The sequence below is a fragment of the Cellulomonas humilata genome (genome assembly GCF_013359775.1).
Lineage (GTDB): Bacteria > Actinomycetota > Actinomycetes > Actinomycetales > Cellulomonadaceae > Cellulomonas > Cellulomonas humilata.
On the sequence record NZ_JABMCI010000062.1, the window covers coordinates 131,496 to 157,536 of the forward strand.

General features: G+C 72.9%; 26 protein-coding genes. 8 read left to right on the forward strand and 18 right to left on the reverse strand.

Annotated elements, in window-relative coordinates; genetic code table 11:
- Positions 1-44: 44 nt before the first annotated feature.
- The 4 genes from HP550_RS09495 to HP550_RS09510 are packed head-to-tail and all read right to left on the reverse strand — an operon-like array spanning position 45 to position 4,031.
- A complete protein-coding gene (locus HP550_RS09495; protein ID WP_175347443.1) occupies positions 45-1,730 on the reverse strand; it encodes a ribonuclease J in 1,686 nt (561 codons plus the stop codon).
- A 26-nt stretch (positions 1,731-1,756) separates the two neighbouring features.
- The gene (dapA, locus tag HP550_RS09500; RefSeq protein WP_175347444.1) at positions 1,757-2,674 is read right to left on the reverse strand and encodes a 4-hydroxy-tetrahydrodipicolinate synthase; all 918 of its coding nucleotides are present in this window, start codon (positions 2,672-2,674) and stop codon (positions 1,757-1,759) included.
- Positions 2,675-2,724: 50 nt separating this feature from the next.
- Positions 2,725-3,225: a dihydrofolate reductase gene (locus HP550_RS09505; protein ID WP_175347445.1), complete on the reverse strand. Its 501-nt coding sequence runs from the start codon at positions 3,223-3,225 to the stop codon at positions 2,725-2,727.
- Positions 3,222-4,031, reverse strand: a complete 810-nt coding sequence (locus HP550_RS09510) for a thymidylate synthase (RefSeq protein ID WP_175347446.1) — start codon at positions 4,029-4,031, stop codon at positions 3,222-3,224. The genes HP550_RS09505 and HP550_RS09510 overlap by 4 nt, the downstream gene beginning before the upstream one ends.
- 70 nt (positions 4,032-4,101) lie before the next feature.
- Here HP550_RS09510 and HP550_RS09515 point away from each other — a divergent pair, with 70 nt between their 5' ends.
- The 5 genes from HP550_RS09515 (at position 4,102) to HP550_RS09535 (ending at position 7,860) form a co-directional block, all read left to right on the forward strand.
- Positions 4,102-5,574 (forward strand): NAD-dependent succinate-semialdehyde dehydrogenase, encoded by a 1,473-nt coding sequence (locus HP550_RS09515; RefSeq protein ID WP_175347447.1) that lies wholly within the window; start codon positions 4,102-4,104, stop codon positions 5,572-5,574.
- 29 nt (positions 5,575-5,603) lie between these two features.
- Entirely contained in the window at positions 5,604-6,296 is a 693-nt protein-coding gene (locus HP550_RS09520) for an AzlC family ABC transporter permease (protein WP_175347448.1), read from the forward strand.
- Positions 6,293-6,613 (forward strand): AzlD domain-containing protein, encoded by a 321-nt coding sequence (locus HP550_RS09525; RefSeq protein ID WP_175347449.1) that lies wholly within the window; start codon positions 6,293-6,295, stop codon positions 6,611-6,613. Before HP550_RS09520 ends, HP550_RS09525 begins: the two co-directional genes overlap by 4 nt.
- A gap of 102 nt (positions 6,614-6,715) precedes the next feature.
- Positions 6,716-7,294, forward strand: coding sequence for a TIGR00645 family protein (locus tag HP550_RS09530; RefSeq protein WP_175347450.1), 579 nt, complete (start codon positions 6,716-6,718; stop codon positions 7,292-7,294).
- Positions 7,294-7,860, forward strand: a complete 567-nt coding sequence (locus tag HP550_RS09535; RefSeq protein WP_175347451.1) for a GNAT family N-acetyltransferase — start codon at positions 7,294-7,296, stop codon at positions 7,858-7,860. Before HP550_RS09530 ends, HP550_RS09535 begins: the two co-directional genes overlap by 1 nt.
- A 3-nt stretch (positions 7,861-7,863) precedes the next feature.
- On the opposite strand, the gene HP550_RS09540 is transcribed toward HP550_RS09535, so the two are convergent.
- From HP550_RS09540 to HP550_RS09550, 3 genes are read right to left on the reverse strand one after another with little or no spacing between them, the layout of a single operon-like run.
- Positions 7,864-8,328, reverse strand: coding sequence for a hypothetical protein (locus tag HP550_RS09540; RefSeq protein ID WP_175347452.1), 465 nt, complete (start codon positions 8,326-8,328; stop codon positions 7,864-7,866).
- Between the two features lie 2 nt (positions 8,329-8,330).
- Positions 8,331-9,086 carry a 4-hydroxy-tetrahydrodipicolinate reductase gene (gene dapB, locus HP550_RS09545; RefSeq protein ID WP_175347453.1) on the reverse strand — a complete coding sequence of 252 codons (756 nt, stop codon included), beginning with the start codon at positions 9,084-9,086 and terminating at the stop codon, positions 8,331-8,333.
- A gap of 17 nt (positions 9,087-9,103) precedes the next feature.
- Complete coding sequence (locus HP550_RS09550) at positions 9,104-9,931, reverse strand: hypothetical protein (protein WP_175347454.1); 828 nt, start codon at positions 9,929-9,931, stop codon at positions 9,104-9,106.
- A 74-nt stretch (positions 9,932-10,005) separates the two neighbouring features.
- On the opposite strand from HP550_RS09550, the gene HP550_RS09555 reads away from it, so the two are divergent.
- A complete protein-coding gene (locus HP550_RS09555; RefSeq protein ID WP_175347455.1) occupies positions 10,006-10,887 on the forward strand; it encodes a hypothetical protein in 882 nt (293 codons plus the stop codon).
- On the opposite strand, the gene HP550_RS09560 is transcribed toward HP550_RS09555, so the two are convergent.
- The 6 genes from HP550_RS09560 to HP550_RS09585 form a co-directional block, all read right to left on the reverse strand.
- Positions 10,843-12,189: a M16 family metallopeptidase gene (locus HP550_RS09560; RefSeq protein WP_175347456.1), complete on the reverse strand. Its 1,347-nt coding sequence runs from the start codon at positions 12,187-12,189 to the stop codon at positions 10,843-10,845. The two genes, HP550_RS09555 and HP550_RS09560, sit on opposite strands and share 45 nt — an antisense overlap.
- 2 nt (positions 12,190-12,191) lie before the next feature.
- Complete coding sequence (locus HP550_RS09565) at positions 12,192-14,423, reverse strand: polyribonucleotide nucleotidyltransferase (RefSeq protein ID WP_175347457.1); 2,232 nt, start codon at positions 14,421-14,423, stop codon at positions 12,192-12,194.
- Between the two features lie 234 nt (positions 14,424-14,657).
- Complete coding sequence (gene rpsO, locus HP550_RS09570) at positions 14,658-14,927, reverse strand: 30S ribosomal protein S15 (RefSeq protein ID WP_055922151.1); 270 nt, start codon at positions 14,925-14,927, stop codon at positions 14,658-14,660.
- A 122-nt stretch (positions 14,928-15,049) separates the two neighbouring features.
- Positions 15,050-16,048, reverse strand: a complete 999-nt coding sequence (locus tag HP550_RS09575; RefSeq protein WP_175347458.1) for a bifunctional riboflavin kinase/FAD synthetase — start codon at positions 16,046-16,048, stop codon at positions 15,050-15,052.
- 90 nt (positions 16,049-16,138) lie between these two features.
- A complete protein-coding gene (truB, locus tag HP550_RS09580) occupies positions 16,139-17,101 on the reverse strand; it encodes a tRNA pseudouridine(55) synthase TruB (protein ID WP_175347459.1) in 963 nt (320 codons plus the stop codon).
- Positions 17,098-17,691, reverse strand: a complete 594-nt coding sequence (locus tag HP550_RS09585) for a TetR/AcrR family transcriptional regulator (protein ID WP_246280726.1) — start codon at positions 17,689-17,691, stop codon at positions 17,098-17,100. The genes truB and HP550_RS09585 overlap by 4 nt, the downstream gene beginning before the upstream one ends.
- Positions 17,692-17,775: 84 nt before the next feature.
- Between HP550_RS09585 and HP550_RS09590 the strand changes: the two genes are divergently transcribed.
- Complete coding sequence (locus tag HP550_RS09590; protein WP_175347528.1) at positions 17,776-19,209, forward strand: MFS transporter; 1,434 nt, start codon at positions 17,776-17,778, stop codon at positions 19,207-19,209.
- 67 nt (positions 19,210-19,276) lie between these two features.
- Here HP550_RS09590 and rbfA read toward each other — a convergent pair whose 3' ends face one another.
- The 5 genes from rbfA to HP550_RS09615 form a co-directional block, all read right to left on the reverse strand.
- Positions 19,277-19,723: a 30S ribosome-binding factor RbfA gene (gene rbfA, locus HP550_RS09595; RefSeq protein WP_175347460.1), complete on the reverse strand. Its 447-nt coding sequence runs from the start codon at positions 19,721-19,723 to the stop codon at positions 19,277-19,279.
- 80 nt (positions 19,724-19,803) lie between these two features.
- Positions 19,804-22,668, reverse strand: a complete 2,865-nt coding sequence (infB, locus tag HP550_RS09600) for a translation initiation factor IF-2 (RefSeq protein WP_175347461.1) — start codon at positions 22,666-22,668, stop codon at positions 19,804-19,806.
- A 148-nt stretch (positions 22,669-22,816) separates the two neighbouring features.
- Positions 22,817-23,092, reverse strand: a complete 276-nt coding sequence (locus tag HP550_RS09605; protein ID WP_175347462.1) for a YlxR family protein — start codon at positions 23,090-23,092, stop codon at positions 22,817-22,819.
- Between the two features lie 116 nt (positions 23,093-23,208).
- Positions 23,209-24,273: a transcription termination factor NusA gene (nusA, locus tag HP550_RS09610; protein WP_175347463.1), complete on the reverse strand. Its 1,065-nt coding sequence runs from the start codon at positions 24,271-24,273 to the stop codon at positions 23,209-23,211.
- Between the two features lies 1 nt (position 24,274).
- Positions 24,275-24,847: a ribosome maturation factor RimP gene (locus tag HP550_RS09615; protein WP_175347464.1), complete on the reverse strand. Its 573-nt coding sequence runs from the start codon at positions 24,845-24,847 to the stop codon at positions 24,275-24,277.
- Positions 24,848-24,976: 129 nt separating this feature from the next.
- On the opposite strand from HP550_RS09615, the gene HP550_RS09620 reads away from it, so the two are divergent.
- Positions 24,977-26,035 carry a DUF4439 domain-containing protein gene (locus HP550_RS09620; RefSeq protein WP_175347465.1) on the forward strand — a complete coding sequence of 353 codons (1,059 nt, stop codon included), beginning with the start codon at positions 24,977-24,979 and terminating at the stop codon, positions 26,033-26,035.
- Positions 26,036-26,041 lie beyond the last annotated feature (6 nt).

Here is a 26,041-nt window from a genome sequence, read left to right on the forward strand (position 1 = left end):
GCCCCGCCCTGACGAGCAGGACGGGGCCGCGCGGATCGAGCAGATCAGGCCTCGACGACCACCGGGATGATCATCGGGCGGCGACGCAGACGGTTGGACACCCAGCGACCGACCACACGGCGGATGACCTGCTGGAGCACGTGCGCGTCCGAGTTGCCGTTGCGCGCGGACTCCTCGAGGGCCGCGGTCAGCTCCGGCAGGATGTCGTCGAACACGGCGTCCTGCTCGGCGAACCCGCGGGCGTGGATCTGCGGTCCCGCCAGCACCTTGCCGTCGGCCGAGCTGACCACCGCGAAGATCGAGATGAACCCCTCATCACCGAGGATCCGGCGGTCCTTGAGCTCGACCTCGGTGATCTCCCCGACGCTGGACCCGTCGACGTAGACGTAGCCGCAGGGCACGGCGCCGACGATGCTGGCGCGGCCGTCGACCAGGTCGACCACCACACCGTCCTCGGCGAGCACCACGCGGTCGGCGGGGATGCCGGTCTGCACGGCGAGCGCGGCGTTGGCCACGAGGTGGCGGATCTCCCCGTGCACGGGCATGACGTTGCGCGGCTTGAGGATGTTGTAGCAGTACAGGAGCTCGCCGGCGCTGGCGTGGCCGGAGACGTGCACCTTCGCGTTGCCGGAGTGCACGACGCGGGCGCCCAGGCGGGTCAGGCCGTTGATCACGCGGAAGACGGCGTTCTCGTTCCCGGGGATCAGCGACGACGCCATGATCACGGTGTCGCCGGGGCCCACGGAGACCTTGTGGTCGTTGTTGGCGATCCGGGACAGCGCCGCCATCGGCTCGCCCTGCGACCCGGTGCACATGAGCACGATCTCGTCGTCGCGCAGGGTGTCGACCTGCTTCTGGTCGATCAGCACGCCCTCGGGCACGCGCAGGTAGCCCAGGTCGGCGGCGATGCCCATGTTGCGCACCATCGAGCGGCCGACCAGCGCGACCCGGCGGTTGTGCGTGTAGGCCGCGTCGAGCACCTGCTGGACACGGTGCACGTGCGACGCGAACGACGCGACGATGATCCGCTTGGTCGAGTCGGCGAACACCTGGTCGAGCACGGGACCGATCCCGCGCTCCTGCGCCACGAACCCGGGCACCTCGGCGTTGGTGGAGTCGACCATGAACAGGTCGACGCCCTTCTCGCCGAGGCGCGCGAACGCCCGCAGGTCGGTGATGCGGCCGTCGAGCGGCAGCTGGTCCATCTTGAAGTCGCCGGTGTGCAGCACGGTGCCGGCGGCGGTGTGCACCGCGACCGCGAGCGCGTCCGGGATCGAGTGGTTCACCGCGATGAACTCGCACTCGAACCCGCCGAACGTCGCGGTCTGCCCCTCGCGGACCTCGCGCAGGACCGGCTGGATGCGGTGCTCCTTGAGCTTGGCGTCGATGAACGCCAGCGTGAGCTTGGAGCCGACCAGCGGGATGTTCTTGCGCAGGCGCAGCAGGTACGGCACGGCACCGATGTGGTCCTCGTGGCCGTGCGTGAGGATGATCGCCTCGATGTCGTCCAGGCGGTCCTTGATGTACTCGAAGTCGGGCAGGATCAGGTCGACGCCGGGCTGGTGGTCCTCGGGGAACAGCACCCCGCAGTCGATGATCAGCAGACGGCCGGCGTGCTCGAGGACGGCCATGTTGCGGCCGACCTCTCCGAGCCCGCCCAGGGCGACGACGCGCAGGGCGCCGGCGGCGAGTGCCGGGGGCAGGGTGAGCTCGGGATGCGGGTGACTCATGGGGCTCCTGGTGGGATCACGTGCGGTCAGCCGACGAGTGAATCGAGCAGCCCGGCGGCCCGCAGGCCGTCGCGGATCTGCGCGAGCTCGTCGTCGGACGCGGGGACGAGCGGGAGGCGCACCGAGCGCTCGGGCAGGACGCCCAGCACCTGGAGCGCGGCCTTCGCGGCGACGGCTTGGAAGCCGGCGCCGTTGAGTGCGTCGATCGCGGGGATGATCGATCGGAAGATGCGCAGCGCCTCGGCGTGGTCGCCGGCATCGAACGCGGCGACGATGTCGGCCAGCTGCCGCGCGGCGACGTGCCCCGAGACGCTGACGATCCCCGCGGCGCCGTGCGCCAGCAGGGTCAGCAGGGCGCTGTCGTCGCCGGAGTACCAGCCCAGGCCGGTCGCGGCGATCGCCTTGGCGGCTGCGTACGAGTCGCCACCGGCGTCCTTCATGGCGACCACGCGGTCGTGGTCCGCGAGCGCGGCGATGGTCTCGGGCGCGAACCGGACGCCGGTGCGGCCGGGCACGTCGTAGAGCATGACCGGCAGTGCGGTGGCGTCGGCGATCGACTCGACGTGCTTGCGTACACCCACCTGCGACGGGCGCGAGTAGTACGGGCTGACGACGAGGAGCCCGTGGGCGCCCGCCTCGGCCGCCTGCTCGGCCATCCGCACGGCGTGCGCGGTGTCGTTGGACCCGGCGCCGGCGATGATCCACGCCCGCTCCCCCACGGCCCCGACGACGGCCTGGACCAGCTCCGCCTTCTCGGGTGCGTGCGTGGTGGACGCCTCGCCCGTGGTGCCGTTGAGCACGAGCCCGTCGTTGCCCTGGTCCACGAGCCGCGTCGCCAGCTGCACGGCGCCCGCGAGGTCGACCGCACCGTCCGCCGTCATCGGCGTGACCATCGCGGTGAGCACGGACCCGAACGGACGGGTGGGCGTGGAGGTGCGCGGCATGGGGCCACGGTACCGCCCCACGCGCGCCCGCCGTCCTGCCGGTCCGCGCGTCAGGCGCGCAGGTACGTCTCGAAGCGGTACCGCGTGCCGCCCGCGGTCGACACGTGCCAACCGTGGTCGGGGTCCGCACCGGCGCGCCGCCACTGCGACTTCTCGAGCGCCGGCGCCCGGGTGTCGCCGCCGACGTCGAGGGACACGACGGTGACCTCGACGCGGTGGGCCTGCGGCAGGAACGCGGCGTACACCTCTCCTCCGCCGATCACCCAGGCCTCCCGGTCGCCGACCAGCCGCAGCGCCTCGTCGATCCCGCGCACGACCATCGCCCCGGCGGGCTCGAACCCCGGGGTCCGGGACAGGACGATGTTGTCCCGACCCGGCAGCGGGCGGAACCGCGGCGGCAGCGAGGCCCAGGTGGCACGCCCCATGAGCACGGGGTGGCCGCGCGTGAGCTCGCGGAAGTGGGCCATGTCCTCCGGCACGTGCCAGGGCAGGGTGCCGTCCCGGCCGATGATGCCCTTCGGCGTCTGCGCCCAGATGAGCGAGAGGGTCACACGGCCACCGGGGCCTTGATGGCGGGGTGGTACTGGTAGTCGAGCACCTGCACGTCGTCGAACGTGTAGTCGAACAGCGAGTCGGCCCTGCGCAGCTCGAGCCGCGGCGCGGGGTACGGGGTCCGGCTCAGCTGCTCGCGGACCTGGTCCACGTGGTTGTCGTAGATGTGGCAGTCGCCTCCGGTCCACACGAAGTCGCCGACCTCCAGCCCCACCTGCTGAGCGACCATGTGCGTGAGCAGCGCGTACGAGGCGATGTTGAACGGCACCCCGAGGAACAGGTCGGCCGAACGCTGGTAGAGCTGGCACGAGAGCCGGCCGTCGGCGACGTAGAACTGGAAGAACGCGTGGCACGGCGCCAGCGCCATCGAGGGGATGTCCGCGACGTTCCAGGCGGACACGATGTGCCGGCGCGAGTCGGGGTCGCGGCGCAGGTTCTCCAGCAGCTGGGTGATCTGGTCGACGTGCCCGCCGTCCGGCGTCGGCCAGCTGCGCCACTGCACGCCGTACACGGGACCGAGCTCGCCGTCCGGCGCCGCCCACTCGTCCCAGATGGTGACGTTGTTCTCGCGCAGGTAGGCCACGTTGGACTCGCCGCGCAGGAACCACAGCAGCTCGTGGACGATCGAGCGCAGGTGGACGCGCTTCGTCGTGACCAGGGGGAACCCGGCGGACAGGTCGAACCGCATCTGGTGACCGAACACGCTCCGGGTCCCGGTGCCCGTGCGGTCCGCCTTCGGTGTCCCGGTCTCGAGGACGAGCCGCAGGAGGTCCTCGTACGGAGAAGGCGAAGGCGCGTCGGTCATGGCGTCATCGTAGGTCGCGAGTCGGCGAAGACCCGTGCGCGAGCGCGGCGTGGACGCGATACTCCTGGGTATGACGCCGCCGTCCCTGCCCCCGACCGTCGCCGCGCACGTCCCCACGGGAGTCCTCATCGGCGGGTCGTGGCGCCCGGCGAGCACCGGGCGCACGTTCGAGGTGGCGGACCCCGCGACGACGGAGGTCCTGTTCGACGTCGCGGACGGCGGGGAGCAGGACGCGCTGGACGCCCTGACCGCCGCCGACTCCGCGTTCCCCGAGTGGCGCGCGACCGCCCCCCGGGTGCGGGCCGAGCTGCTGCGGTCGGTCTACGAGACGCTCACCGCGCGCACCGAGGACATCGCCGCGCTGGTGACCGCCGAGGGCGGCAAGCCGCTGGCCGAGTCCCGCGCGGAGGTCGCGTACGGCGCCGACTACGTGCGGTGGTACTCCGAGCAGGCCGTGCGGTTCGACGGTCTGGCCCGCCGCGCGCCCTCGGGTGCCAACCACCAGCTGGTCCTGCGGCGCGCGGTCGGCCCCGCCCTGCTCATCACCCCATGGAACTTCCCGATCGCGATGATCGCCCGCAAGGTGGCCCCGGCGCTCGCGGCCGGCTGCACCGTCGTCATCAAGCCCGCGCAGCTGACCCCGCTGACCACCGCGTACGTCGCCGAGATCATCCGCGAGGAGCTGGAGGGCCGCGGCCTGCCCACCGGCGTCATCAACGTGGTGCCGTCGGCGTCGGCCCGGACCATCTCCGGTCCCCTGCTGGCGGATCCGCGGCTGCGCAAGCTCTCGTTCACCGGCTCGACCGAGGTGGGCGCCGCGCTGCTCAAGGCGTCGGCGGACAACATCCTGCGCACGTCGATGGAGCTCGGGGGCAACGCCCCGTTCCTGGTGTTCGAGGACGCCGACGTCCCGGCCGCGGTGCAGGGCGCCGTGCAGGCCAAGATGCGCAACGCGGGCCAGACCTGCGTCGCCGCCAACCGGTTCCTGGTGCACGCGTCCGTCGCGGAGGAGTTCACCGCGGGGCTCACCGAGGCGTTCGACCGGCTCGTCGTCGGGCACGGTGCCGACGAGGGGACCACGGTCGGTCCGCTGATCGAGGCCTCCGCCGTCGACCGGGTCGAGGAGGTCGTCGCCGAGGCGGTCGACGCCGGCGCACGCGTCCGCATCGGCGGGGACCGCCCGGACCGCCGCGGCTACTTCTACGCGCCGACCGTCCTCGACCGCGTCTCCGCCGACCTGCGCGTGGTCACCGAGGAGACCTTCGGCCCGGTCGCCCCCGTGGTGACGTTCGGCTCGGAGGGGGAGGGCGTCGCGCTGGCCAACTCCACGCCGTTCGGGCTGGTGGCGTACGCGTACACGCGGGACATCGCCCGGGTCATGCGACTCGCGGAGTCGGTCGAGACCGGGATGCTGGGCGTCAACCGCGGTCTGGTGTCGGACGCGAGCGCGCCCTTCGGCGGCGTGAAGTCCTCCGGTCTGGGCCGCGAGGGCGGCGAGGCCGGCATCGAGGAGTATCTCGACAGCGTGTACGTGGCGATCTAGGCGACGCCTGCTGTGTCACAGTGGCCCGCGTGACGCGGGACGACGAGGGGCGGGCAGCCGTCCGGCAGGCCGTCTCGGTGGCGCTGGCCACCGGTCTGTACGGGGTCTCCTTCGGGGCCCTGGCCGTCGCCGCCGGGCTGTCCGTGCCGCAGGCGATGGCGCTCAGCCTGCTCATGTTCTCCGGCGGCTCGCAGTTCGCGTTCATCGGCGTGGTCGGCGCCGGCGGGCTCGCGGGCGCGGCGATCGCGACCGCCGGGCTGCTCGGGGTGCGCAACGGGCTGTACGGGCCCCAGGTCGCGCCGTTGATCGACTCGCGCAGCTGGCGCCGCCCCCTGGCGGCGCACCTGACCATCGACGAGTCGACCGCGGTGGCCACCGCGCACAAGGCTCCCCACGCCGCGCAGCTGGGCTTCTGGTGGACCGGGGTCGGGGTCTTCGTGCTCTGGAACCTGTTCACGCTGGTCGGCGCCGTCGCGGGCGACCGCATGGGCGACCCGGCGACGTACGGGCTCGATGCGGCGGCCGCCGCGGCGTTCCTCGGCCTGGTGTGGCCGCGCGTCACCGGTCCCGGGTCGGGCCTCGCGCAGACGGTGGCCGTCGGCGCCGTCGTCGTCGCGCTCGCGCTCACCCCGCTGGTGCCGGCGGGCATCCCCGTCCTGCTGGCCGCGGTCGTGGCCGTCGTCGCGGGTGTCGTCGCGCGCGAGCCGGAGGAGGTCTCGTGAGCCCCGTGGGCACCTGGCTGGCGCTGCTGGCGGCGAGCGCGGTCGTCTTCGCCCTCAAGCTGGCCGGCCACCTGGCACCGAAGCACTGGCTCGCCGAGCCGCGCGTCGCGCGCACCGCCGCGCTGGTGACCGTCGCGCTGCTGTCCGCGCTCGTCGCGGTGCAGACCGCCACCGGCGGTAGTGAGCTGGTGCTGGACGCGCGGCTGCCCGCGCTGGTCGTCGCCGCGATCGCGCTGGCCCTGCGGGCGCCGTTCATCGTCGTCGTGCTCGTCGCCGCCGTCACGGCCGCCGTCCTGCGGGCGCTCGGCATGCCGTGAGACCGGTGGGCACGATCCGCGACACTCGACCGTTGGGTGTCCGGACACCCCCGTCGGGCGCCGCAGTCGCGCGCCCGGCACGATCACCTCCCGGAGGACCCCGTGGCCACTCCCGCCCAGCGCAGCTCGCTCGGTTCGCTCATCTTCCTATCGCGCTGGCTCCAGGTGCCCCTCTACCTCGGCCTGATCGTCGCCCAGGCGATCTACGTCTGGCAGTTCATGCTCGAGCTGGCGCACATCTTCTCCGAGGTGTTCCTGCACGGAGGCATGAAGGAGGCCGACATCATGCTGGCCGTCCTCGGCCTGGTCGACGTCGTGATGATCGCGAACCTGCTGATCATGGTGATCATCGGCGGCTACGAGACGTTCGTGTCCCGGATCAAGCTCGACGACCACCCCGACCAGCCCGAGTGGCTGTCGCACGTCAACGCCAACGTGCTCAAGACCAAGCTCGCGATGTCGATCATCGGCATCTCCTCGATCCACCTGCTCAAGAGCTTCATCGAGGCCCCGACCATCCTGGCCCGCGACAACGGCTTCGACACCCTGCTGTGGCAGACGATCATCCACCTGGCGTTCATCGTGTCCGCGATGGCCCTGGCGTGGATCGACAATGTCTCCGTGAAGCACCCGCCGAAGACCGTCGACGCCGAGCGCGCACCCGAGCTGGTCGGCGCCTGATGCCCCTGTTCGCCGAGAACGCCGACGTCTCGGTCCGCCCTGCGGTCCGCGGCGACGAGCACGCGATCGCGCGCGTCCAGCTCGGCGCGTGGCGGGTCTCGCACGCCGAGGTGCTGGGACAGGGCACGCTCGACCTGCTCGACACGTCGGCGATCGAGGCGCAGTGGGCCTCGGCCGTCACGGCCCCGCCGGGCGCGGGCTACCGCGTCCTGGTCGCCTGCGACGGCCCGACCGTGGTCGGCGTGGTCTCCGTCGCCCCCGTCCCCGCGGGCGAGGACCGGCCGTTCGACGCCCCCGGCGGGGCGATCCTCGCCCTCGAGGTCGAGCCCGCGCACCAGCGGGTCGGGCACGGCTCCCGGCTGCTCGCCGCCGCGGTGGACACGCTCCGCGAGGACGGCGCCGACCAGGTGCACACGTGGGTGCTCGACGGCGACGACGCCCGTGCCCAGTTCCTGGCGTCCGCCGGCCTCGGCCCCGACGACGTCGTGCGCGAGCTGGTCTCCGGCCGCATGCCCGACGGGTCCACCCGCACGGTGACCGAGCACCGCTGGTCGGCGTCGATCTAGACGTCAGGCCTTGTGCAGCCGGCTGGCCGTGCGCAGCGACTCGCGCGCGCGACGCCGGTCCCCCGCCGCGTCGTACGCGAACGCCAGGTGGTACCACGACCGCCAGTCGTCGGGCTCGGCCTCGGCCAGCTCCCGGGCCGGCTCGAACGCCTCGCGCGCGGCCGCGCGGTCGATGCGGCCGCCGGGCGAGCGCGGCAGGTCGTCGACCGGCAGCTCGTCGGCCGCCGCGAGCTCGTCGGCCATCCGCTGGACGTCGATGGCCAGCCGCCACTCCCGGGCCACCAGCCAGATCACCAGCGGCGGCAGGATCCAGAACGCGATGCCCAGGCCGACGCCCACCGGCTCGCCGGTGCGGACCAGGGCGGTCGCACGCGTGGCGACGAGCCACACGTACAGGGCGAGCAGGCCGGTGAGGGCGACGGCCCCGGCGAGGGACGTCCAGCGGAGGCGACTCGAGCGCGCGGCCACCGTCAGGCCAGGTCGAGCAGGTGGTCGAGCCCGACCGTCAGGCCCGGGCGCGAGCCCACCTGACGCACGGCCAGCAGCACCCCGGGCATGAAGCTCACGCGGTCGAACGAGTCGTGCCGGATGGTCAGCTGCTCGCCGGCGTTGCCGAGCAGGATCTCCTCGTGCGCCACGAGCCCGCGCAGCCGCACCGAGTGCACCCGCACGCCGTCGACGTCCGCGCCGCGAGCGCCGTCGAGTGCCTGCGTCGTCGCGTCCGGCACCGCCGCGAGCCCCGCCGCCGCGCGCGCCGCAGCGATGGCCGACGCGGTGTGCCGAGCGGTGCCGGACGGGGCGTCGACCTTGTCCGGGTGGTGCAGCTCGATCACCTCGACCGACTCGAACCAGCGGGCGGCCTTCGCCGCGAACGCCATGGCCAGGACGGCGCCGAGGGCGAAGTTCGGAGCGACGAGCACGCCGACGCCGGGGCGGTCGGCCAGGTGGTCCCGCACGCGCGCCAGCGACTCCTCGTCCCAGCCGGTGGTGCCGACGACCACGTGCACCCCGGCGTCGACGAGCGCGTGCACGTTGCCCTCGGTGACGGCCGGCACCGTGAAGTCCACGGCCACCTGCGCGCCCGCCTCGACCACGGCGGACAGGTCCCCGTCGGCGTCCACGGTCGCGACGAGGTGGAGGTCGGGGGCGTCCTCGACGGCCCGGACGACGGTCGCTCCCATGCGTCCCGCCGCGCCCAGCACGGCCACCCTGATGCGCTCGCTCACGAGGAGAAACCCTAACGTCAGGCGGCGACGCCGAGCGCCGCGGCGATCCCTTCCTCCAGGCGCCGCAGCTCGACGTGGTTCAGGCCGGTGAACCGCTCCACCTCGCGCGGCGGGTAGCCCGCCCGCAGGTACCAGCGCAGGACCGCCAGCACGTCGCCCGGTCGCACCGGCCCGGGACCGATGGCGTCCCGCACGAACGCCGAGAACCGGACCGCGGCGAGGAACGCCTCCGGGGTGATGCCGAGCGTCTGCTCCACCTCCCGGTAGAGGACCCCCACCGCGAGATCGGCCTCGCGCGCGAGGTCCGCAGCCCGGACGAGACCGCGCTGCGCGATCACGCTGCGCAGCACCGGCGCGATGGCGTCGAGCGGCGAGCCGACCAGGGGGATCACGGCGTGGGCCGCCACCGCCGAGCCGAGCAGCGCCGCAGCGTCCGCGTCACGCCCCTGCGCGAGCGCATTGCTGCACTCCTCCTCCACCCGCGCACCGAGAACCGCAGAGACGGCCACGGGATCGTGGGCCGGCGTGTGCACCCCCATCCGCGCGAGCGCGACCGGGTCCAGCTGCGCACCGAGCCGGACGGCGGGCCCGTGCTGCTCGCGGACGAATGCCCGGTCGGCGAGACCACGGACTCCGCTGCCGTCGGGCGTCCGCGCGAGCGTGTGCGGATCGATGTGCTCCCCGGGCGTGCCGACCGCCACGGTGACGAGCCCGTGCCCGTCGGGCAGCAGCACCTCGCGCTCGACCGCACCCTCGGGCAGGCGCACGACCCAGAGGTGCTCGACTATCCCCTGCGCGCTCGGCGGGGGCGGGTACCGGTGGTAGACGACCTGGTCGGGGGCCATGCCCCATCATCGCGCGCGCGGCCCGCCGGCGGGAGGACCTCACGCCGAGGCCCTCGCCTCCCGATGAGTCAGTGGTGACCCGTCCGCGCCCCAGCATCCCGCTCCAGGCCCTCTGCGCGGTGCCGGTCGTCCTCGGCATCGCCGCGTTCGGGATGCTCACCCTCGGTGCACGCGAGTCCGAGCTCGCCGCTGCGTGGAGCGTGCTGCCGGGGATGCCGGGCGCGTTCTGGTGGTACGCGTGGCGCTGGCCGACCGAGATCGTCGGCTGGTTGGTGCTGGCGTGGGCCGCGACGCGGCGGCTCGCGGCGACCGGGTCCGGGGCCGTGCACGCACCGCTGGTGGTCGGGATCGCGCTGGTGGCAGTCTCGGTCGCCTCGGCGTTCCTCGACGGCCCTCGGTTCGTCTGGGCGGGGCCCGTCGGCGTCGTCGACAGCGGCGTCGCACCGTTCGCACGGTCCTGGTGGTGGGGGGTCTCCGGTCCCGTCGTCGTCGGCGCGGCACTGCTGGTGACCTGCTGGCTCGCTCGAGGAGGCGCACGGCGGTCGTCGGCACCGGGCACGGCCGCGCTGCGGGAAGCGGGCGCGCTCGTGGCCATCCCGCTCCTCAGCCTCGCGTTCGCGGCGGTCGCCCTCACAGCGGCCGCGTTCGGGGTGCGCGACGCCCTCGTCGTGTCGGGGCTGCCGTACGTGCTCGTCGCCCTGGCGGCGCTGGCCGCGTCCGGCGGCGGCCGGACGAGCACCGTCGCGGTGCTGGTCGGGCTGCTGCTGCTGACTGGTCTGTCGCTGATCTGGCGACCGGCGGCCTACCTGCCGTTCTTCGCCGTCGGGTGCGCTCTCGCGCTGGTGCCGACCGCCCGCGGGATCGAGTGGCTCACCGCTCCGCGGCGGCCGATCCCGACGTCGCTCCTGGCGTCAGTCCCCGAAGGGCCCGACGCGGACGACCGAGCGCGGGCGTGACGCCAGCTCGGCGGCCAGGTCCTGCACGTCCTGCACCGTGACCGAGCGGATCAGGTCGAGCGACTCGTCGATGCTCAGCAGCGACCCGTGCACCAGCTCGGACTTGCCCAGCCGGCTCATCCGCGAGCCCGAGTCCTCCATGCCGAGCACCAGGCCGCCGGAGAGCTGGCCCATGGACCGCTCCAGCTCGGCCCGGGTGATCGGTGCGTCCGCCATGCGCTCCCACTCGGCCACCATCAGGGCCACGACCTCGTCGACCTTGCCCGGGGTGCAGCCCGCGTAGAGGCCGAAGACGCCGGTATCGGCGTGCCCGGAGGCGAAGGAGTACGTGGAGTAGGCGAGGCCGCGGCGCTCGCGGATCTCCTGGAACAGCCGCGACGACATGCCGCCGCCGAGCACCGCGCTGAGCACGGACAGGGTGAAGCGCTTCGGGTCCGTGGCGGTGAGCGAGGTGCCGCCGATGATGACGTTGGCCTGCTCGGTGTGCCGCCGGATCGTCAGCTCGACGCCCTGCGCGGGGATGCCGTCCTGGCCGGCCTGCACGGCGACGTCGGTGAGGAGGCGGCGGCTGTGCGGCTCGGCACCGGCGTCGAGCGGCCAGCCGCCCGTGGACAGCGCCTCCTCGACCTGCGCGCACAGCACATCGTGGTCGACTCCCCCGGCGGCCGTGACGACCAGCGTCGAGGGGCGGTAGTGCTCCCGGTAGTGCTCCCACACCGCGTCACGCGGGACCGCGCGGATGGTGTCGGGGGTGCCGCCGATCGGCCGGCCGAGCGCGTGCGCGCCCAGCACCGCGGCGGCGAACTGCTCGTGCACGACGTCGCTGGGATCGTCGTCGTTCATCGCGAGCTCTTCGAGGATCACGCCGCGCTCGGTCTCGAGCTCGTCGGTGTCCAGGCGCGCGGAGGTGACCATGTCGGCGATGACGTCGACCGCCATCGGCAGGTCCGTGTCGAGCACCCGTGCGTAGTAGCAGGTGTGCTCCTTGCCGGTGGCGGCGTTGGCCTCACCACCGACGGCGTCGAACGCCTCCGCGATGTCCATCGCGGTGCGGCGCGTCGTGCCCTTGAACAGCAGGTGCTCGAGGAAGTGCGTCGAGCCGTGGTGGCCGTCGGACTCGTCGCGCGAGCCGACCCCCACCCACGCGCCCACGGTCGCCGAGCGCAGGCCCGGCATGTGCTCCGTGAGCACGCGGACCCCGCCGGGCAGGACGGAACGACGCACGATGGCGTCGCCGTCCTGCCCGACGGACTGCTCGGCCCCGGGCTGACCCGGGCGGACGAGCGGGAGGTCCAGAGGCATCGTCAGGCGTCGACCGGCTCGGACGCGCCCTCGGCCGGAGCCTCAGACTCCTCACCCTCGATGACGGCGTGCAGCGACAGCTTCCCGCGCGGGTCGATCTCGCCGATCTCGACCTGGACCTTCTGGCCCACGGCCAGCACGTCCTCGACGTTCTCGACGCGACGACCACCGACGAGCTTGCGGATCTGCGAGATGTGCAGCAGACCGTCCTTGCCCGGGGACAGGGAGATGAACGCGCCGAAGGTCGTGGTCTTGACGACCGTCCCGACGAAGCGCTCCCCGATCTCGGGCATGTGCGGGTTGGCGATCGCGTTGATCGCCGCACGCGCGGCCTCCGCCGACGGACCGTCGACAGCGCCGATGTAGACCGTGCCGTCGTCCTCGATCGAGATGTCGGCGCCGGTCTCCTCCTGGATCTGGTTGATCATCTTGCCCTTCGGCCCGATGACCTCGCCGATCTTGTCGATCGGGACCTGCACCGTGATCACGCGGGGCGCGAACGGGCTCATCTCGTCGGGCACGTCGATCGCCTCGGCGATGACGTCGAGGATCGCCAGGCGAGCCTCCTTGGCCTGCGTGAGCGCGCCACCGAGCACCGAGGCGGGGATGCCCTCGAGCTTGGTGTCCAGCTGGATCGCCGTGATGAACTCGCGGGTACCGGCGACCTTGAAGTCCATGTCACCGAACGCGTCCTCGGCGCCGAGGATGTCGGTGAGCGCCGCATAGCGGGTCTCACCGTTCACCGTGTCGGACACGAGGCCCATCGCGATGCCGGCGACCGGCGCGCGCAGCGGCACCCCGGCGTTGAGCAGCGACAGGGTGGACGCGCAGACCGAGCCCATGGACGTGGAGCCGTTGGAGCTCAGCGCCTCGGAGACCTGGCGGATGGCGTACGGGAACTCCTCGCGGCTCGGGAGCACCGGCATGAGCGCGCGCTCGGCGAGCGCCCCGTGGCCGATCTCGCGACGCTTCGGCGAACCGACGCGGCCCGTCTCACCCGTGGAGTAGGGCGGGAAGTTGTAGTTGTGCATGTAGCGCTTGCGCTTCTCCGGGGAGAGCGTGTCGAGCTGCTGCTCCATGCGGAGCATGTTCAGCGTGGTGACACCCAGGATCTGGGTCTCGCCGCGCTCGAAGATCGCCGAGCCGTGCACGCGGGGCAGGACCTCGACCTCGGCCGAGAGCGTGCGGATGTCCCGCAGGCCACGGCCGTCGATGCGGAAGCCGTCCGTGAGGATGCGCTGGCGGATGAGCTTCTTCTGCACGGCGCGGTACGCGGCGGACAGCTCCTTCTCGCGGCCCTCGAACTGCTCGGAGAGCTGCGCGACGACGTCGACCTTGATCTCGTCGAGGCGGTTCTCGCGGTTCTGCTTGTCCGCGATGCTCAGCGCGTCGCTGAGCGCCTGCGTCGTGGAGGACTCGACCGCGGCGTAGGCGTCGGGCTGGTAGTCGGGGAACGTCGGGAAGACCTGGGTCTCCTTGGCGGCCTTCGACGCGAGCTCCTGCTGGGCCTGGACGAGCACCTTGATGAAGGGCTTCGCGGCCTCGATGCCCTGGGCGACGATCTCCTCCGTGGGGGCGACGCCACCCTCGAACTTGATGATGTTCCAGGACTTCTCGGGCGCCTCGGCCTCGATCATGGCGATCGCGACGTCGTCACCCACGACACGGCCGGCGACGACCATGTCGAACGTGGCGCGCTCGCGCTCGGAGTACCGCGGGAACGCGACCCACTGGCCGTCGACGAGCGCGACGCGCACACCGGCGACGGGGCCGGAGAACGGCAGGCCCGACAGCTGCGTCGAGATCGACGCGGCGTTGATGGCCAGGGTGTCGTACGAGTCGTCCGGGTGGATCGACAGGACGGTGATGACGACCTGGACCTCGTTGCGCAGACCCTTGACGAACAGGGGGCGCAGCGGGCGGTCGATCAGGCGGCACGCGAGGATGGCCTCGGTGCTCGGGCGACCCTCACGGCGGAAGAACGAGCCGGGGATCCTGCCGGCCGCGTAGGACCGCTCCTCGACGTCGATCGTCAGGGGGAAGAAGTCGAACTGCTCCTTCGGGTGCTTGCCGGCCGTGGTGGCGGCGAGCAGCGTCGTCTCGCCGTCCAGGTAGGCGACGGCGGCACCGGCGGCCTGCTTGGCGATGCGGCCGGTCTCGAAGCGGACGGTGCGGGTGCCGAAGCGACCGTTGTCGATCACTGCCTCGGCGAACTGGATCTCGGGACCCTCCATGGGTGCCCTCCTCTTTCTAGAAGGCGCCGGCCGTCCGCGAGCGATCTTCGATCGAGGCCACCGGACGCGCCGTGCGGAGCTTCCGGAAGCCACTACCGAGGACCGGACCGAGCGGACCGACGCGGTGTGTGGTGCTGGTCGTGCGGTGTGCGACGTGCAGTGGTGCGGTGGTGCGACGTGCCGTGACGACACACCAGCCCGGACCCATCAGCGGGTCCGGGCTGGTGCGAGGCGTTATCGGCGCAGACCGAGCTTCTCGATGAGGCTGCGGTAGCGGTTGATGTCGACCTTCTGGAGGTAACCCAGCAGGCGACGACGCTTACCGACGAGCAGCAGCAGGCCGCGGCGGCTGTGGTGGTCGTGCTTGTGGGTCTTGAGGTGCTCCGTGAGGTCCTTGATGCGCTGCGTGAGCATCGCGATCTGGACCTCGGGGGAACCGGTGTCACCCTCGTGGGTGGCGTGTTCGGTCATGATGGACTGCTTGACGGCACTTTCGAGCGGCACGGTTCTCCAGGTTGTCTCGTTGCGCGGTGCGCCGGGGCATGTCCACCCGGGCTCTCTCGTTCCGCGGCCGTTCGTACGGCAGCGACCATCGTACCAGGGGCTTCCGGTGGCCCCGGACGCGCTCAGGCGTCGAGGACCTGGCGGGTGCGGTCGACGTCCTCGTGCATCCGGGTGACCAGCTCGTCGACGGACTCGAAGCGCAGGGTCGGCCGCAACCGCTCGACGAGCTCGAGGACGACCACCTGGCCGTACAGGTCGAGGTCGGTCCGGTCGAGCACGTAGGCCTCCACGCGCCGCTCGACCCCGTCGAACGTCGGGTTGGTGCCGATCGAGATGGCCGCGGGCAGGACGGCGTCCGCGCTGCCGGGGTCGACCGACACGCGCCGCAGCCAGCCCGCGTACACGCCGTCCGCGGGGACCATGCCGGTCGCGTCGGGACCGAGGTTGGCGGTGGGGAAGCCCAGCTCGCGGCCGCGCGCGTCGCCGTGCACGACCGTGCCGCGCACCCGGTGGGGGCGACCGAGCACGCGCGCCGCCTGGACCACGTCTCCCGCGTCGAGCAGCTCACGCACCCACGTCGACGACCAGCGCCGCCGCAGCGGGTCGGCGGCGAGGTCCTCGGGGCTGCCCGGGTCCGCCGACGCGGCGGGGGTCACGTCGTCGATGACCTCGACGTCGAACCCGTGCTCGCGCCCCAGCTCGACCATCGTGGACAGGTCGCCGGAGTTGTTCCAGCCGAACCGCACGTCGCGCCCGACGACGACCGTCTGCGCGTGCAGGACGTCCACCAGGTAGCGCCCGACGAACTCCTGCGGGGTCTGCCGCGCGAACTCGAGCGTGTACTCCAGCAGTAGCACGCCGTCGAGCCCGGTCTGCTCGAGCAGCTCGAGGCGGTCGGCGTCACCGGTCAGCAGCGGCGGGGCGGTATCGGGCCGGTGCACCTGCTGCGGGTGCGGGCTGAACGTCACGGCGACCGCCTGCGCGCCCGCGGTCCGGGCGTCGGCGCACATCCGGCGCAGCACGCCGACGTGACCGCGGTGGACCCCGTCGAAGTTGCCGATCGTGACCACCGACGGACCGAAGTCCGCGGGCACCTCGGACAGCTCCCTCCAGACCTGCACACCTGCTCCTCGTCATCCGTCCCCGACCCGAGATCGGGGCCCGACGGACAAGCCTGCCATCCCGGCCGCCCCACGCCCGCCACGTCGGCCTCAGGCGGGCGCGAACACCAGCGCCGGACGCACCTTGCCGCCACGCTCCTCGAGCAGCGCGACCAGCTCACCACCGGGGGCGATGCCCGCCACGGTCGCCGCGTGCGGCGGCTCGGCGAGGGCGATCGCCTGGCCGTAGGACAGAGCCTTGGCCTCGACGGCGGTCAGCTCGCGGACCGGGAAGGTGGCTCGCGCGGAGTCGGCGAGGGACACGACGTCGATGGGCTCGTCGAGCGGCAGCGCACCGAGGTCGTCGAGCGACCGGGCGACGTCCAGCCCGTAGCCGCCCACCCGGGTCCGGCGCAGGGCCGTGAGGTGACCGCCGACGCCGAGCGCCGTGCCGAGGTCGCGGGCCAGGGCGCGGACGTACGTACCCGACGACACCACCACGGTGACGTCGACGTCGAGCACCGGGGAGCCGTCGTCGGTGCGCGCCGTGCGCACGTCGTGCACCTCGAACCGGCTCACGGTCACCGGTCGTGCGGCGAGCTCGACGTCCTCGCCGGCCCTGACCCGGGCGTACGCCCGCTTCCCGTCGACCTTGATCGCGGAGACCGCGCTGGGCACCTGCTGGATCGCTCCGGTCAGGCCCGCGACGCCCGCCTCGACGTCGGCGGCGCTGAGGTGGGAGGCGTCGACGGTGGTGAGGGTCTCCCCCTCGGCGTCGTCGGTCGTGGTCGCGACCCCCAGCCGGATGGTCGCCGTGTACTCCTTGTCGGCCCCCACGATGTACGTCAGCAGCCGCGTCGCCCGGCCGATGCCGATCACCAGCACCCCCGTCGCCATCGGGTCCAGCGTCCCGGCGTGGCCGACCTTGCGGGTGCTCGCCAGGCGGCGCATGCGCGCGACGACGTCGTGGCTGGTCCAGTCCGCCGGCTTGTCGACGACGACCACGCCGTCGGCGGCGGTCGGTCGCCGCGGACGGTGCTCGCGGGGCTCCCCGTCGGCCGAGCCTCTCGTCACGCCGTGGCCCGCTCGGCGATGTCGTCCTGCACGCACTGCACCAGGGCGTCCAGGCCGGCGTCCTCGCCGACGTGCGCGGGTGCGTCGACGGCCAGCAGCACGTTGATGAGCATGCCCTGCGCGACGAACACGCGGGCGGCCTGCTCGTCCTGCCCCGACCGCTCCTGGAACAGCCGGAACGCCTCTCCCAGCGTGTGCCGTGCCACGCGTCCGACCTCCTCGTCCGCGCCGGCGATGAAGCCGTGCATGACCATCCGCAGCAGGTCGCGGTCGGCGAGCAGGCCGATGTAGGCGTCCCCCATCCGCAGGGCGGCGTCCGGCCCCGCGGGGACGGCCGTCAGGGCAGCGATGATCTGCGCGCTGGCCACCGTGTATGCCTCGAGGAACAGCTCGCGCTTGGTGCCGAACAGGCGCACGACGTACGGCTGCGAGACACCCGCCGCGCGAGCCACCTCGTCGGTGCTCGCGGAGTAGCCGCGCTCGGCGAACACGGTCCGCGCCGCGACGAGGATCTCTTCGCGCCGCTGGACGCCGGACATGCGCTGGGTCGGCCTCTTCGCCGTCAGCTGCGTGATCTGGTCGGAAGACATGGTTGACATGTTATCAGTCGATGCCTACGGTTTCGCTTGTTAGTAATCAATCAATGCCAACAAGGAGCTCCCGTGACCGTCACGATGCCGGCACCCGCACAGGTGCCTCTGACACCGACCGCGCCGCCCTCCTCGGGGCGCCGGCGGGGCACCGCGATCGCCCTGATCGCGGCCTCCGTGCCCATGTTCATGGCCACCCTCGACAACCTCGTCATGACGACCGCGCTCCCCGTCCTGCGCACCGAGCTCTCCGCCTCGCTCGAGCAGCTCCAGTGGATGGTCAACGCCTACACGCTCAGCTTCGCGACGCTGATGATCGCGGCCTCCACGCTCGGCGACCGGTGGGGCCGCCGCCGGGTGTTCATCGCCGGCATCGTCGTGTTCGCGCTCGCCTCGATCGCCTCGGCGCTGGCCACCAGCGCCGAGCTGCTCATCGCGGCCCGCGCCGTCCAGGGCGCCGGCGCGGCGGCCATCATGCCGCTGTCCCTCACGCTGCTCGCCGCGGCCGTGCCCCCCGCCCGCCGCGCGATGGCGATCGGGATCTGGGGCGCCACCTCGGGCCTCGGCGTCGCGCTCGGCCCGGTGATCGGCGGCGCGGTGGTGGACGGCATCTCGTGGGAGGCGATCTTCTGGATCAACGTCCCCGTCGCGGTGGTAGCCATCCCCCTCGTGCTCTGGGCGTTGCCCGAGTCGCGCGGCCGGCGTCAGCCGCTCGACCTGGCAGGCCTCGCCCTCGCCGGGTCCGGCATCCTCGCCCTCGTCTGGTCGATCGTGCGCGGCAACGACGACGGCTGGGGCTCCACCCGCGTGGTCGGCGGCCTGGTCCTCGGCGTCCTGCTCCTCGGCGCGTTCGTGGTGCGCGAGTCCCGCACGGACCACCCGCTGGTCCCGCTGCACCTGTTCCGCGTGCGGTCGTTCGCCGTGGCCAACGGCAGCGCGCTGGCGTTCTCGTTCGGGGTGTTCGGACTCGTCTTCCTGCTCGCGCAGTACCTCCAGATCGGGATGGGCTTCACCCCGCTGGAGGCCGGCATCCGCACCCTGCCCTGGACCGCCGCACCCATGATCTTCGCCCCGATCGCGGGGATGCTCGCGCCCCGCATCGGCGTCCGTCCGCTGCTCACGGCGGGGCTCGCCCTCCAGGCGGCCGGCCTGGCGTGGCAGGGCCTGATCGTCAGCACCGACGGCCTCGTCTACGCCGACCTGGTCCCCGGGCTGGCCCTGGCGGGGATCGGCATGGGACTGACCTTCGCCCCGAGCGCCACGGCCGTGCTCTTCGACATGGCCCCGGACGACCACGGCACCGCGAGCTCCGTGAACGCCACCATCCGGGAGATCGGCGGTGCGCTGGGCGTCGCCGCACTGGTCGCGGTGTTCACCGCGTCCAACGGCACGCTCACCCCCGACGGCTACGTCGCGGGACTCCAGCCGGCCGCCCTGGTGGCCGCCGCGGTCACCGGGCTGGGCGCGCTGATGGTGCTGCTGTGGATGCCACGGGGCACCGGGCGCGAGACCGCCTGAGCACACGACGACGCCCCCGAGGAGGTCTCCTCGGGGGCGTCGTCGTGCGTGCGTCGGTCGTCGGTCGTCAGTCCTCGTCCGCGGCTGAGTTCTCGTCGTCCGCCTTCTTGTACGGGTCGGCGTCACCGGCGAAGCTCGCCTGGGCGGCCAGCGCGGCCACCTCGCGGTCGCGCCGGGCGGCCTCCAGCAGCGCCGCGTCCAGCTGTGCGGACGTGTCCGGGAGGGCGTCGAGGTAGAAGTCCAGCGACGGCGTCAACCGGATGCCGGTCTGCTTGCCCACCTCGGACCGGATGATGCCCTTCGCGCTCTCCAGCGCGGCGGCCGTGTCGGTGCGTGCGGCGTCGTCGCCCAGCACCGTGTAGAAGATGTCGGCGTGCTGGAGGTCACCGGTCACACGCACGTCGGTGACCGTGACGAACCCCAGACGCGGGTCCTTGATCCGGGTGTCGAGCATCTGCGCGACGACCTGCTGGATGCGCTCGGAGAGCTTGCGGGCGCGGGCGGTGTCCGCCATCGGACGATCCTTCCTCGTGGAGAGACCGCAGGGCGGGCGAGGAGGGTTCCTCGCCCGCCCTGCGGTCGGTGATCACTGGGTCAGGCGCGAGGCTTCTCGCGCATCTCCCAGGTCTCGATGGTGTCGCCGATCTCGACGTCGTTGAACGACCCCAGGCCGATACCGCACTCGAAGCCCTCGCGGACCTCCGTGGCGTCGTCCTTGAACCGCTTGAGCGACTCGATCGTCAGGTTGTCGCCGACGACCTTGCCGCCGCGCGTGACGCGCGCCTTCGTGTTCCGTCGGATGAGGCCCGACCGGACGATCGACCCGGCGATGTTGCCGAACTTCGACGACCGGAAGACCTCGCGCACCTCGGCGGAACCGAGCTGCACCTCCTCGTACTCCGGCTTGAGCATGCCCTTGAGAGCAGCCTCGACGTCGTCGATCGCCTGGTAGATGACCGAGTAGAAGCGCACGTCGACGCCCTCGCGGTCCGCCAGCTCCTCGACGCGCTCCGCGTACTTGACGTTGAACCCGATGATGATCGCCGAGTCGACGGTGGCCAGGTTGACGTCGTTCTGCGTGATGGCACCCACCCCACGGTGGATGACGCGCAGCTCGACCTCCTCGCCCACGTCGATCTTGAGCAGTGCGTCCTCGAGTGCCTCGACGGCACCCGACACGTCGCCCTTGAGGACCAGGTTGAGGGTCTCGACCTTGCCCTGCTGGAGCGCCTGCGTGAAGTCCTCGAGGCTGATGCGCTTGCGACGCTTGGCCAGGAGGGCGGCACGCTCGGCCGCCTCGCGCTTCTCGCCGATCTGACGTGCGGTGCGGTCGTCCGGAGCCACGATGAACGTGTCGCCGGCGCGGGGCACCGAGGTCAGGCCGAGCACCTGGACCGGACGCGACGGCCCGGCCACGAGGACCGGCTCGCCGTGCTCGTCGAACATCGCGCGGACGCGGCCGTACGCCGTGCCGGCGACGATCGAGTCGCCGACGTTCAGCGTGCCGGACTGGACCAGGACGGTTGCCACGGCACCGCGTCCCTTGTCGAGGTTCGCCTCGATGGCGACGCCTCGGGCGTCCTTGTCGGCGTTGGCCCGCAGGTCGAGGGCAGCGTCCGCCGTGAGGAGGACCGCCTCGAGCAGCTGGTCGATGCCCGTGAGCGACTTCGCGGAGACGTCGACGAACATGGTGTCGCCGCCGTACTCCTCGGCCACCAGGTTGTACTCGGTGAGCTGCTGGCGGACCTTGGCGGGGTTGGCCCCCTCCTTGTCCACCTTGTTGACCGCGACCACGATCGGCACTCCGGCCGCCTGGGCGTGGTTGAGCGCCTCGATGGTCTGGGGCATCACACCGTCGTCCGCCGCGACCACGAGGATCGCGATGTCGGTCACCTGCGCACCACGGGCACGCATGGCGGTGAACGCCTCGTGGCCCGGGGTGTCGATGAACGTGACGGCACGGTCGGTGCCCTCGTGCGTGGTGTGCACCTGGTAGGCACCGATGTGCTGCGTGATCCCGCCGGCCTCGCCCGCGACGACGTCCGTCTGACGGATGGCGTCGAGGAGCTTGGTCTTTCCGTGGTCGACGTGACCCATGACGGTGACGACCGGGGGCCGCGCCGTCAGGTCGTCGTCGCCCTCGGCCTCGAGCTCGGCGTCCAGGTCGATGTCGAAGGCCCCGAGCAGCTCGCGGTCCTCCTCCTCGGCCGACACCATCTCGATGATGTAGCCGAGTTCCTCGGCCAGCGTGCCGAACGTGTCCTCGTCCAGCGACTGGGTCGCCGTGGCCATCTCACCGAGGTGGAACAGCACCGTGACCAGCGCGGCCGGGTTGGCGTCGATCTTGTCGGCGAAGTCGTTCAGCGACGAGCCGTGGCGCAGGCGGATGGTGGTCTTGCCGTTGCCGCGAGGCACCTGCACGCCACCCAGCGAGGGGGCCTGCATCTGCTCGAACTCTTGACGCTTCGCACGCTTCGACTTGCGACCGCGGACGGGACGACCGCCTGCGCGGCCGAACGCACCCTGCGTGCTACCACGACCGGCACCGCCGGGACGACCGCCGCCGCCACCGGGACGACCGGCGAAACCGCCGCCGCCACCGGGAGCGCCACCGGGCGCACCGCCACCGCCGCCGGGACGACCGGCGTAGCCGCCGCGCGCACCGCCACCGGCACCACCGGGTCCGCCACGGCCACCGGGGCCGGCCGGACGCTCGCCGGGACGACCGACGCCGCTGGACGTCTTGCCCGGCATCATGCCGGGGTTGGGGCGAGGACCACCCGGACGGGGACCGCCGGGACGGGGACCGCCGGGACGCTCGCCGGCCGAGGCGGCCGGAGCACCCTCGGCGGCGGCGGGACGACGGTCACGGTCGCCCGGACGCGGCATGCCCTGCGAGGGCGCGAACGGGTTGTTGCCGGGCCGCGAGCCACTGGGACGCGGAGCGCCACCGCCGGGGCGCTCGCCCTGACGGGGCATGCCCTGGGACGGCGCGAACGGGTTGTTGCCCGGGCGTGCGGCAGGCGGGGCCTGACGCGGTCCGGGACGGACGGCCGGGCTGGCCGGAGCCGCAGCGGCCGGCGCCTGCGCGGCGGCCGGGGCCGGACGCGCTGCCGGTGCCGGTGCCGGTGCTGCGGGGGCAGCCGGCGCGGCAGGGGCCGCAGCCGCGACAGGTGCGGGGCGCGGGGCCTCGACCGGTGCAGCGGGTGCGGGTGCAGTGGGGGCGGCAGCGGCCGGGGCGGGCGCCGGGCGTGCCGGTGCCTTCGGGGCAGGCGCTGCTGCGGGGGCGGAACCTCCGCCACCGACCGGGTAGGTGTCCCGCAGCTTGCGGACGACCGGCGGTTCGATGGTCGAGGATGCCGAGCGGACGAATTCACCGAACTCGTTCAGCTTGGTCATGATGGTCTTGCTGTCGACCCCGAGCTCTTTGGCGAGCTCGTAGACGCGGACCTTGGCCACATCTCTCCTGTCTCGGTCCGCCCGGACAGGGTCGGACCGTCGTTAGTGCTGGGTACTCATCGCTGGGTACTCATCGGTGCGTGCTCATCGGGCAGCCATCGGCTTCCAACCCGCTTTCCGTATCGACGATCGGCCTCGCCGCCGGGAACTACCCGACGACGTCCTGCTCCTGGGCCTCGAGGTGGCGGTGGACCGCGCTCGTGTCGGGCTGCCCTGCAGCTCGCAGGGCGCGCCCGAACGCACGTCGGCGTTCGGCTTTCTCCAGACATCCAGGATCGGGGTGCAGCCATGCCCCCCTGCCCGGCATCCGGCGACCGACATCCACGACGAGCTCGACTGAACTCTCGGTGACAGCGACCACCCTCAGCAGGGCTGACCTCGGGCCGGTGGCTCGGCACCCCACGCACGTGCGCACCGGACCCATGCCAGAGACACGTTCGGGTGTCTGTGGGGTCCGCCGGCTCGACGGGAGGAGCCGGACATCCGGCCCAGCCGCAGCGAGTCTACCGCGCCGCGGCTCCGGCGGCGTCACTCGTGAGGTCACTCACTGCCGTCCGCACCGTCGCGAGCACCGTGGGCGCCCGGCGACACGCTCTCCCCCGGGACCTCGGCGTCGGACCGGATGTCGATGCGCCACCCCGTCAGCTTCGCGGCCAGGCGGGCGTTCTGGCCCTCCTTGCCGATGGCGAGCGACAGCTGGTAGTCCGGCACGACGACCCGGGCGGCGCGCGCCACCGGGTCGACCACCGTGACGGACAGCACCCGCGCCGGCGACAGCGCGTGGGCGATCATCTCGGCCGGGTCGTCCGCGTGGTCGACGATGTCGATCTTCTCGCCGTGCAGCTCCGCCATGACGGCGCGCACGCGGCCGCCCATCGGGCCGATGCACGCGCCCTTGGCGTTGACGCCCGAGACGGTCGCGCGGACGGACATCTTGGTGCGGTGGCCGGCCTCGCGCGCCATCGCGGTGATCTCGACGGTGCCGTCGGCGACCTCGGGCACCTCGAGCTCGAAGAGCTTGCGCACGAGGTTCGGGTGCGTGCGGGACAGGGTCACCTGGGGTCCGCGCTGGCCGCGGGCGACCTCGAGGACGTAGCCGCGGATGCGGTCGCCGTGCACGTACTCCTCACCGGGCACCTGCTCGTGCGCGGGCAGGACGGCCTCGGTGCCACCGACGTCGATGAGCACCGTGCGCGGGTCCCGGCCCTGCTGGATGACGCCGCCGAGGACCTCGCCCTCCTTGCCGCGGAACGCCCCGAGCACCTGGTCGTCCTCGGCGTCCCGCAGGCGCTGCACGATGACCTGGCGCGCGGTCGCCGTCGCGATCCGGCCGAAGCCGTCGGGGGTGTCGTCGAACTCCGGCCCGTCGGGACCCGGGGGCGGCATGATGCCCTCGTCGTCGGGCTCCCCCAGCGGCGCCGTCTCGCGCGCCCACACGGTCACGTGGCCCGTCTTGCGGTCCACCTCGACCCGGGCCTTCGCCTGCGCACCCGGGGTGCGGTGGTAGGCGGACAGCAGCGCCTGCTCGATCGCGGAGACCAGCACGTCGAGGCTGATCTCCCGTTCGCGCTCGAGCAGCCGCAACGCCTGCATGTCGATGTCCATCTCAGCTCTCCTCGCCGGCGGCGGCGTCGCGCCCGGCCTCGTCGTCGTCCACAGGGCCGATGCCCGACAGGTCCACCTCGACGTGCGCCTCGCGCACACCCGTCAGGAGCACGCGGACCGGGTCGCCCACCACCGGCTTGCGCCCCTTGCGACCCGGCGTCACCGGCATGACCACGATCGCGTCGCCGTCCGGGCCTGTCCGGTCCACCTCGGTGATCCGCCCCGCCAGCTTGGTGCCGTCCGTCAGCGTCAGGGTGACCATGCGCCCGACGGCGCGCGTGAAGTGGCGGCGCTCCGTCAGCGGTCGGTACACGCCCGGGCTCATCACGTCGAGCGTGTACTCGCCGACGATCACGTCGGCCGCGTCGAGGGCGTCGGAGACCGCACGAGTCGCTTCGGCGACGCGCTCCAGGTCCAGCCCGCCCTCGTCGTCCTCGGTCACGTCGACGACCACCTCGACCACCGACCGCGCACCGGTCCTGCGCACCGTGACGTCCTCAAGCACGAGACCCCCGGCCAGGACGGCCGGCTCCACGACGCGCCGGACCCGTTCTGCGTGTGCTGGCGCGACCATGTCAGCCTCCTGTCGGTCCAGCGGGTCGTCGGCGAGCGACGTTGCGACCCTGTGATGTTGTGGGACCACAGTAACGAGTCCGGGCGTGCCCGACGGCCGCGCCCCGGCGGCATGGCAGGATCACCGGCGATGAGCACGGACCGGGACCTCGCGGCGCGGCACGATCTCGCGCGCCCGCTGGCCCGGGTGCTGGCCGTGGCCGTGATGGTTCTCACGCTGGCGGCGTGCGGTCTGCGGGCCGAGACCCCGCCCCCGGTCGAGCCCAGCCCGGACGCGCTCGAGCAGGTCCGCGCCCGGACGGTCGCCGACTCGCTGGCCCTGTCGGCCGCTGCGTCGGCCGCTGCGCTGCTCCCCGACGGCGCGGCGGAGCCGGTCGCCCCGGTCCTGACGGAGGTCGCCGGGTACTCCGACCAGCACGCCGACCAGCTCGGCGGCGTGTACGTCTCCGGCCTGCCGACCCCCACGGACTCCCCCACTGACTCCCCCGCAGTGACCCCCACGACCACCGAGTCGGTCGCCGAGGTGCTCGAGCAGCTGGCGGCGGCGACCCGGACAGCCCTCGCGGACGCGGACGCGGTGCCCGACGGCCCGCTCGCGCGACTGATCGCGTCGGTCGCCACCTCCCGCGCGGAGCTCACCGAGCGCCTGGCCGGTGCCACCGGCACCCCGGTGCCGGAACTCGAGCCCGACGCGGCACCCCCTGCGACCGACCCTGCGCCGACCCCGGCGGAGACGACGCCGACCACCGGTGTCGACGGTCTGGCCACCGGTGACGTCGGCGTGCTCGCGCTCGTGCACGACGAGGCCGGCTACGGGTTCGAGGTGATCGCCGCCAAGCTCTCGGGCGACCAGCGCGCCGCTGCGCGCGCCACGGCGGCGAGGCACCGCGCCTCCAGCGAGGACTGGGCGGCCGCCGCCGGCATCGACGGATCGGCGCAGGACCCCCGCCGCGCGTCCTACGCGCTGCCCGCCGGGCTCGACGACCCCGCCGTCTCCTCCGCCCTCGCACGCTCGCTGGAGACGGCCGTCGCGAACGCCTACGCCAACGCCGTCGCCCAGGCGGAACCCGGCGGCCGGTCCGCGCGCATCGCGGGACTGCGCCGCGCGACGGGCGACGCCGCCACCTGGGGCGCCACGCACGTGCCGTTCCCGGGCCTGCCGGAGCGGGCCCAGCAGCCCACCGGCTGACGCCGA

Coding starts and splice junctions, on each gene's coding strand:
- HP550_RS09495 (WP_175347443.1), bottom strand. CDS start 1,730: ATGAGTCACCCGCATCCCGAGCTCACCCTGCCCCCGGCACTCGCCGCC.
- dapA (WP_175347444.1), bottom strand. CDS start 2,674: ATGCCGCGCACCTCCACGCCCACCCGTCCGTTCGGGTCCGTGCTCACC.
- HP550_RS09510 (WP_175347446.1), bottom strand. CDS start 4,031: ATGACCGACGCGCCTTCGCCTTCTCCGTACGAGGACCTCCTGCGGCTC.
- HP550_RS09515 (WP_175347447.1), top strand. CDS start 4,102: ATGACGCCGCCGTCCCTGCCCCCGACCGTCGCCGCGCACGTCCCCACG.
- HP550_RS09535 (WP_175347451.1), top strand. CDS start 7,294: ATGCCCCTGTTCGCCGAGAACGCCGACGTCTCGGTCCGCCCTGCGGTC.
- HP550_RS09550 (WP_175347454.1), bottom strand. CDS start 9,931: ATGGCCCCCGACCAGGTCGTCTACCACCGGTACCCGCCCCCGCCGAGC.
- HP550_RS09560 (WP_175347456.1), bottom strand. CDS start 12,189: ATGCCTCTGGACCTCCCGCTCGTCCGCCCGGGTCAGCCCGGGGCCGAG.
- HP550_RS09565 (WP_175347457.1), bottom strand. CDS start 14,423: ATGGAGGGTCCCGAGATCCAGTTCGCCGAGGCAGTGATCGACAACGGT.
- HP550_RS09585 (WP_246280726.1), bottom strand. CDS start 17,691: ATGTCTTCCGACCAGATCACGCAGCTGACGGCGAAGAGGCCGACCCAG.
- HP550_RS09590 (WP_175347528.1), top strand. CDS start 17,776: ATGCCGGCACCCGCACAGGTGCCTCTGACACCGACCGCGCCGCCCTCC.
- rbfA (WP_175347460.1), bottom strand. CDS start 19,723: ATGGCGGACACCGCCCGCGCCCGCAAGCTCTCCGAGCGCATCCAGCAG.
- HP550_RS09605 (WP_175347462.1), bottom strand. CDS start 23,092: ATGGGTCCGGTGCGCACGTGCGTGGGGTGCCGAGCCACCGGCCCGAGG.
- nusA (WP_175347463.1), bottom strand. CDS start 24,273: ATGGACATCGACATGCAGGCGTTGCGGCTGCTCGAGCGCGAACGGGAG.
- HP550_RS09615 (WP_175347464.1), bottom strand. CDS start 24,847: ATGGTCGCGCCAGCACACGCAGAACGGGTCCGGCGCGTCGTGGAGCCG.
- HP550_RS09620 (WP_175347465.1), top strand. CDS start 24,977: ATGAGCACGGACCGGGACCTCGCGGCGCGGCACGATCTCGCGCGCCCG.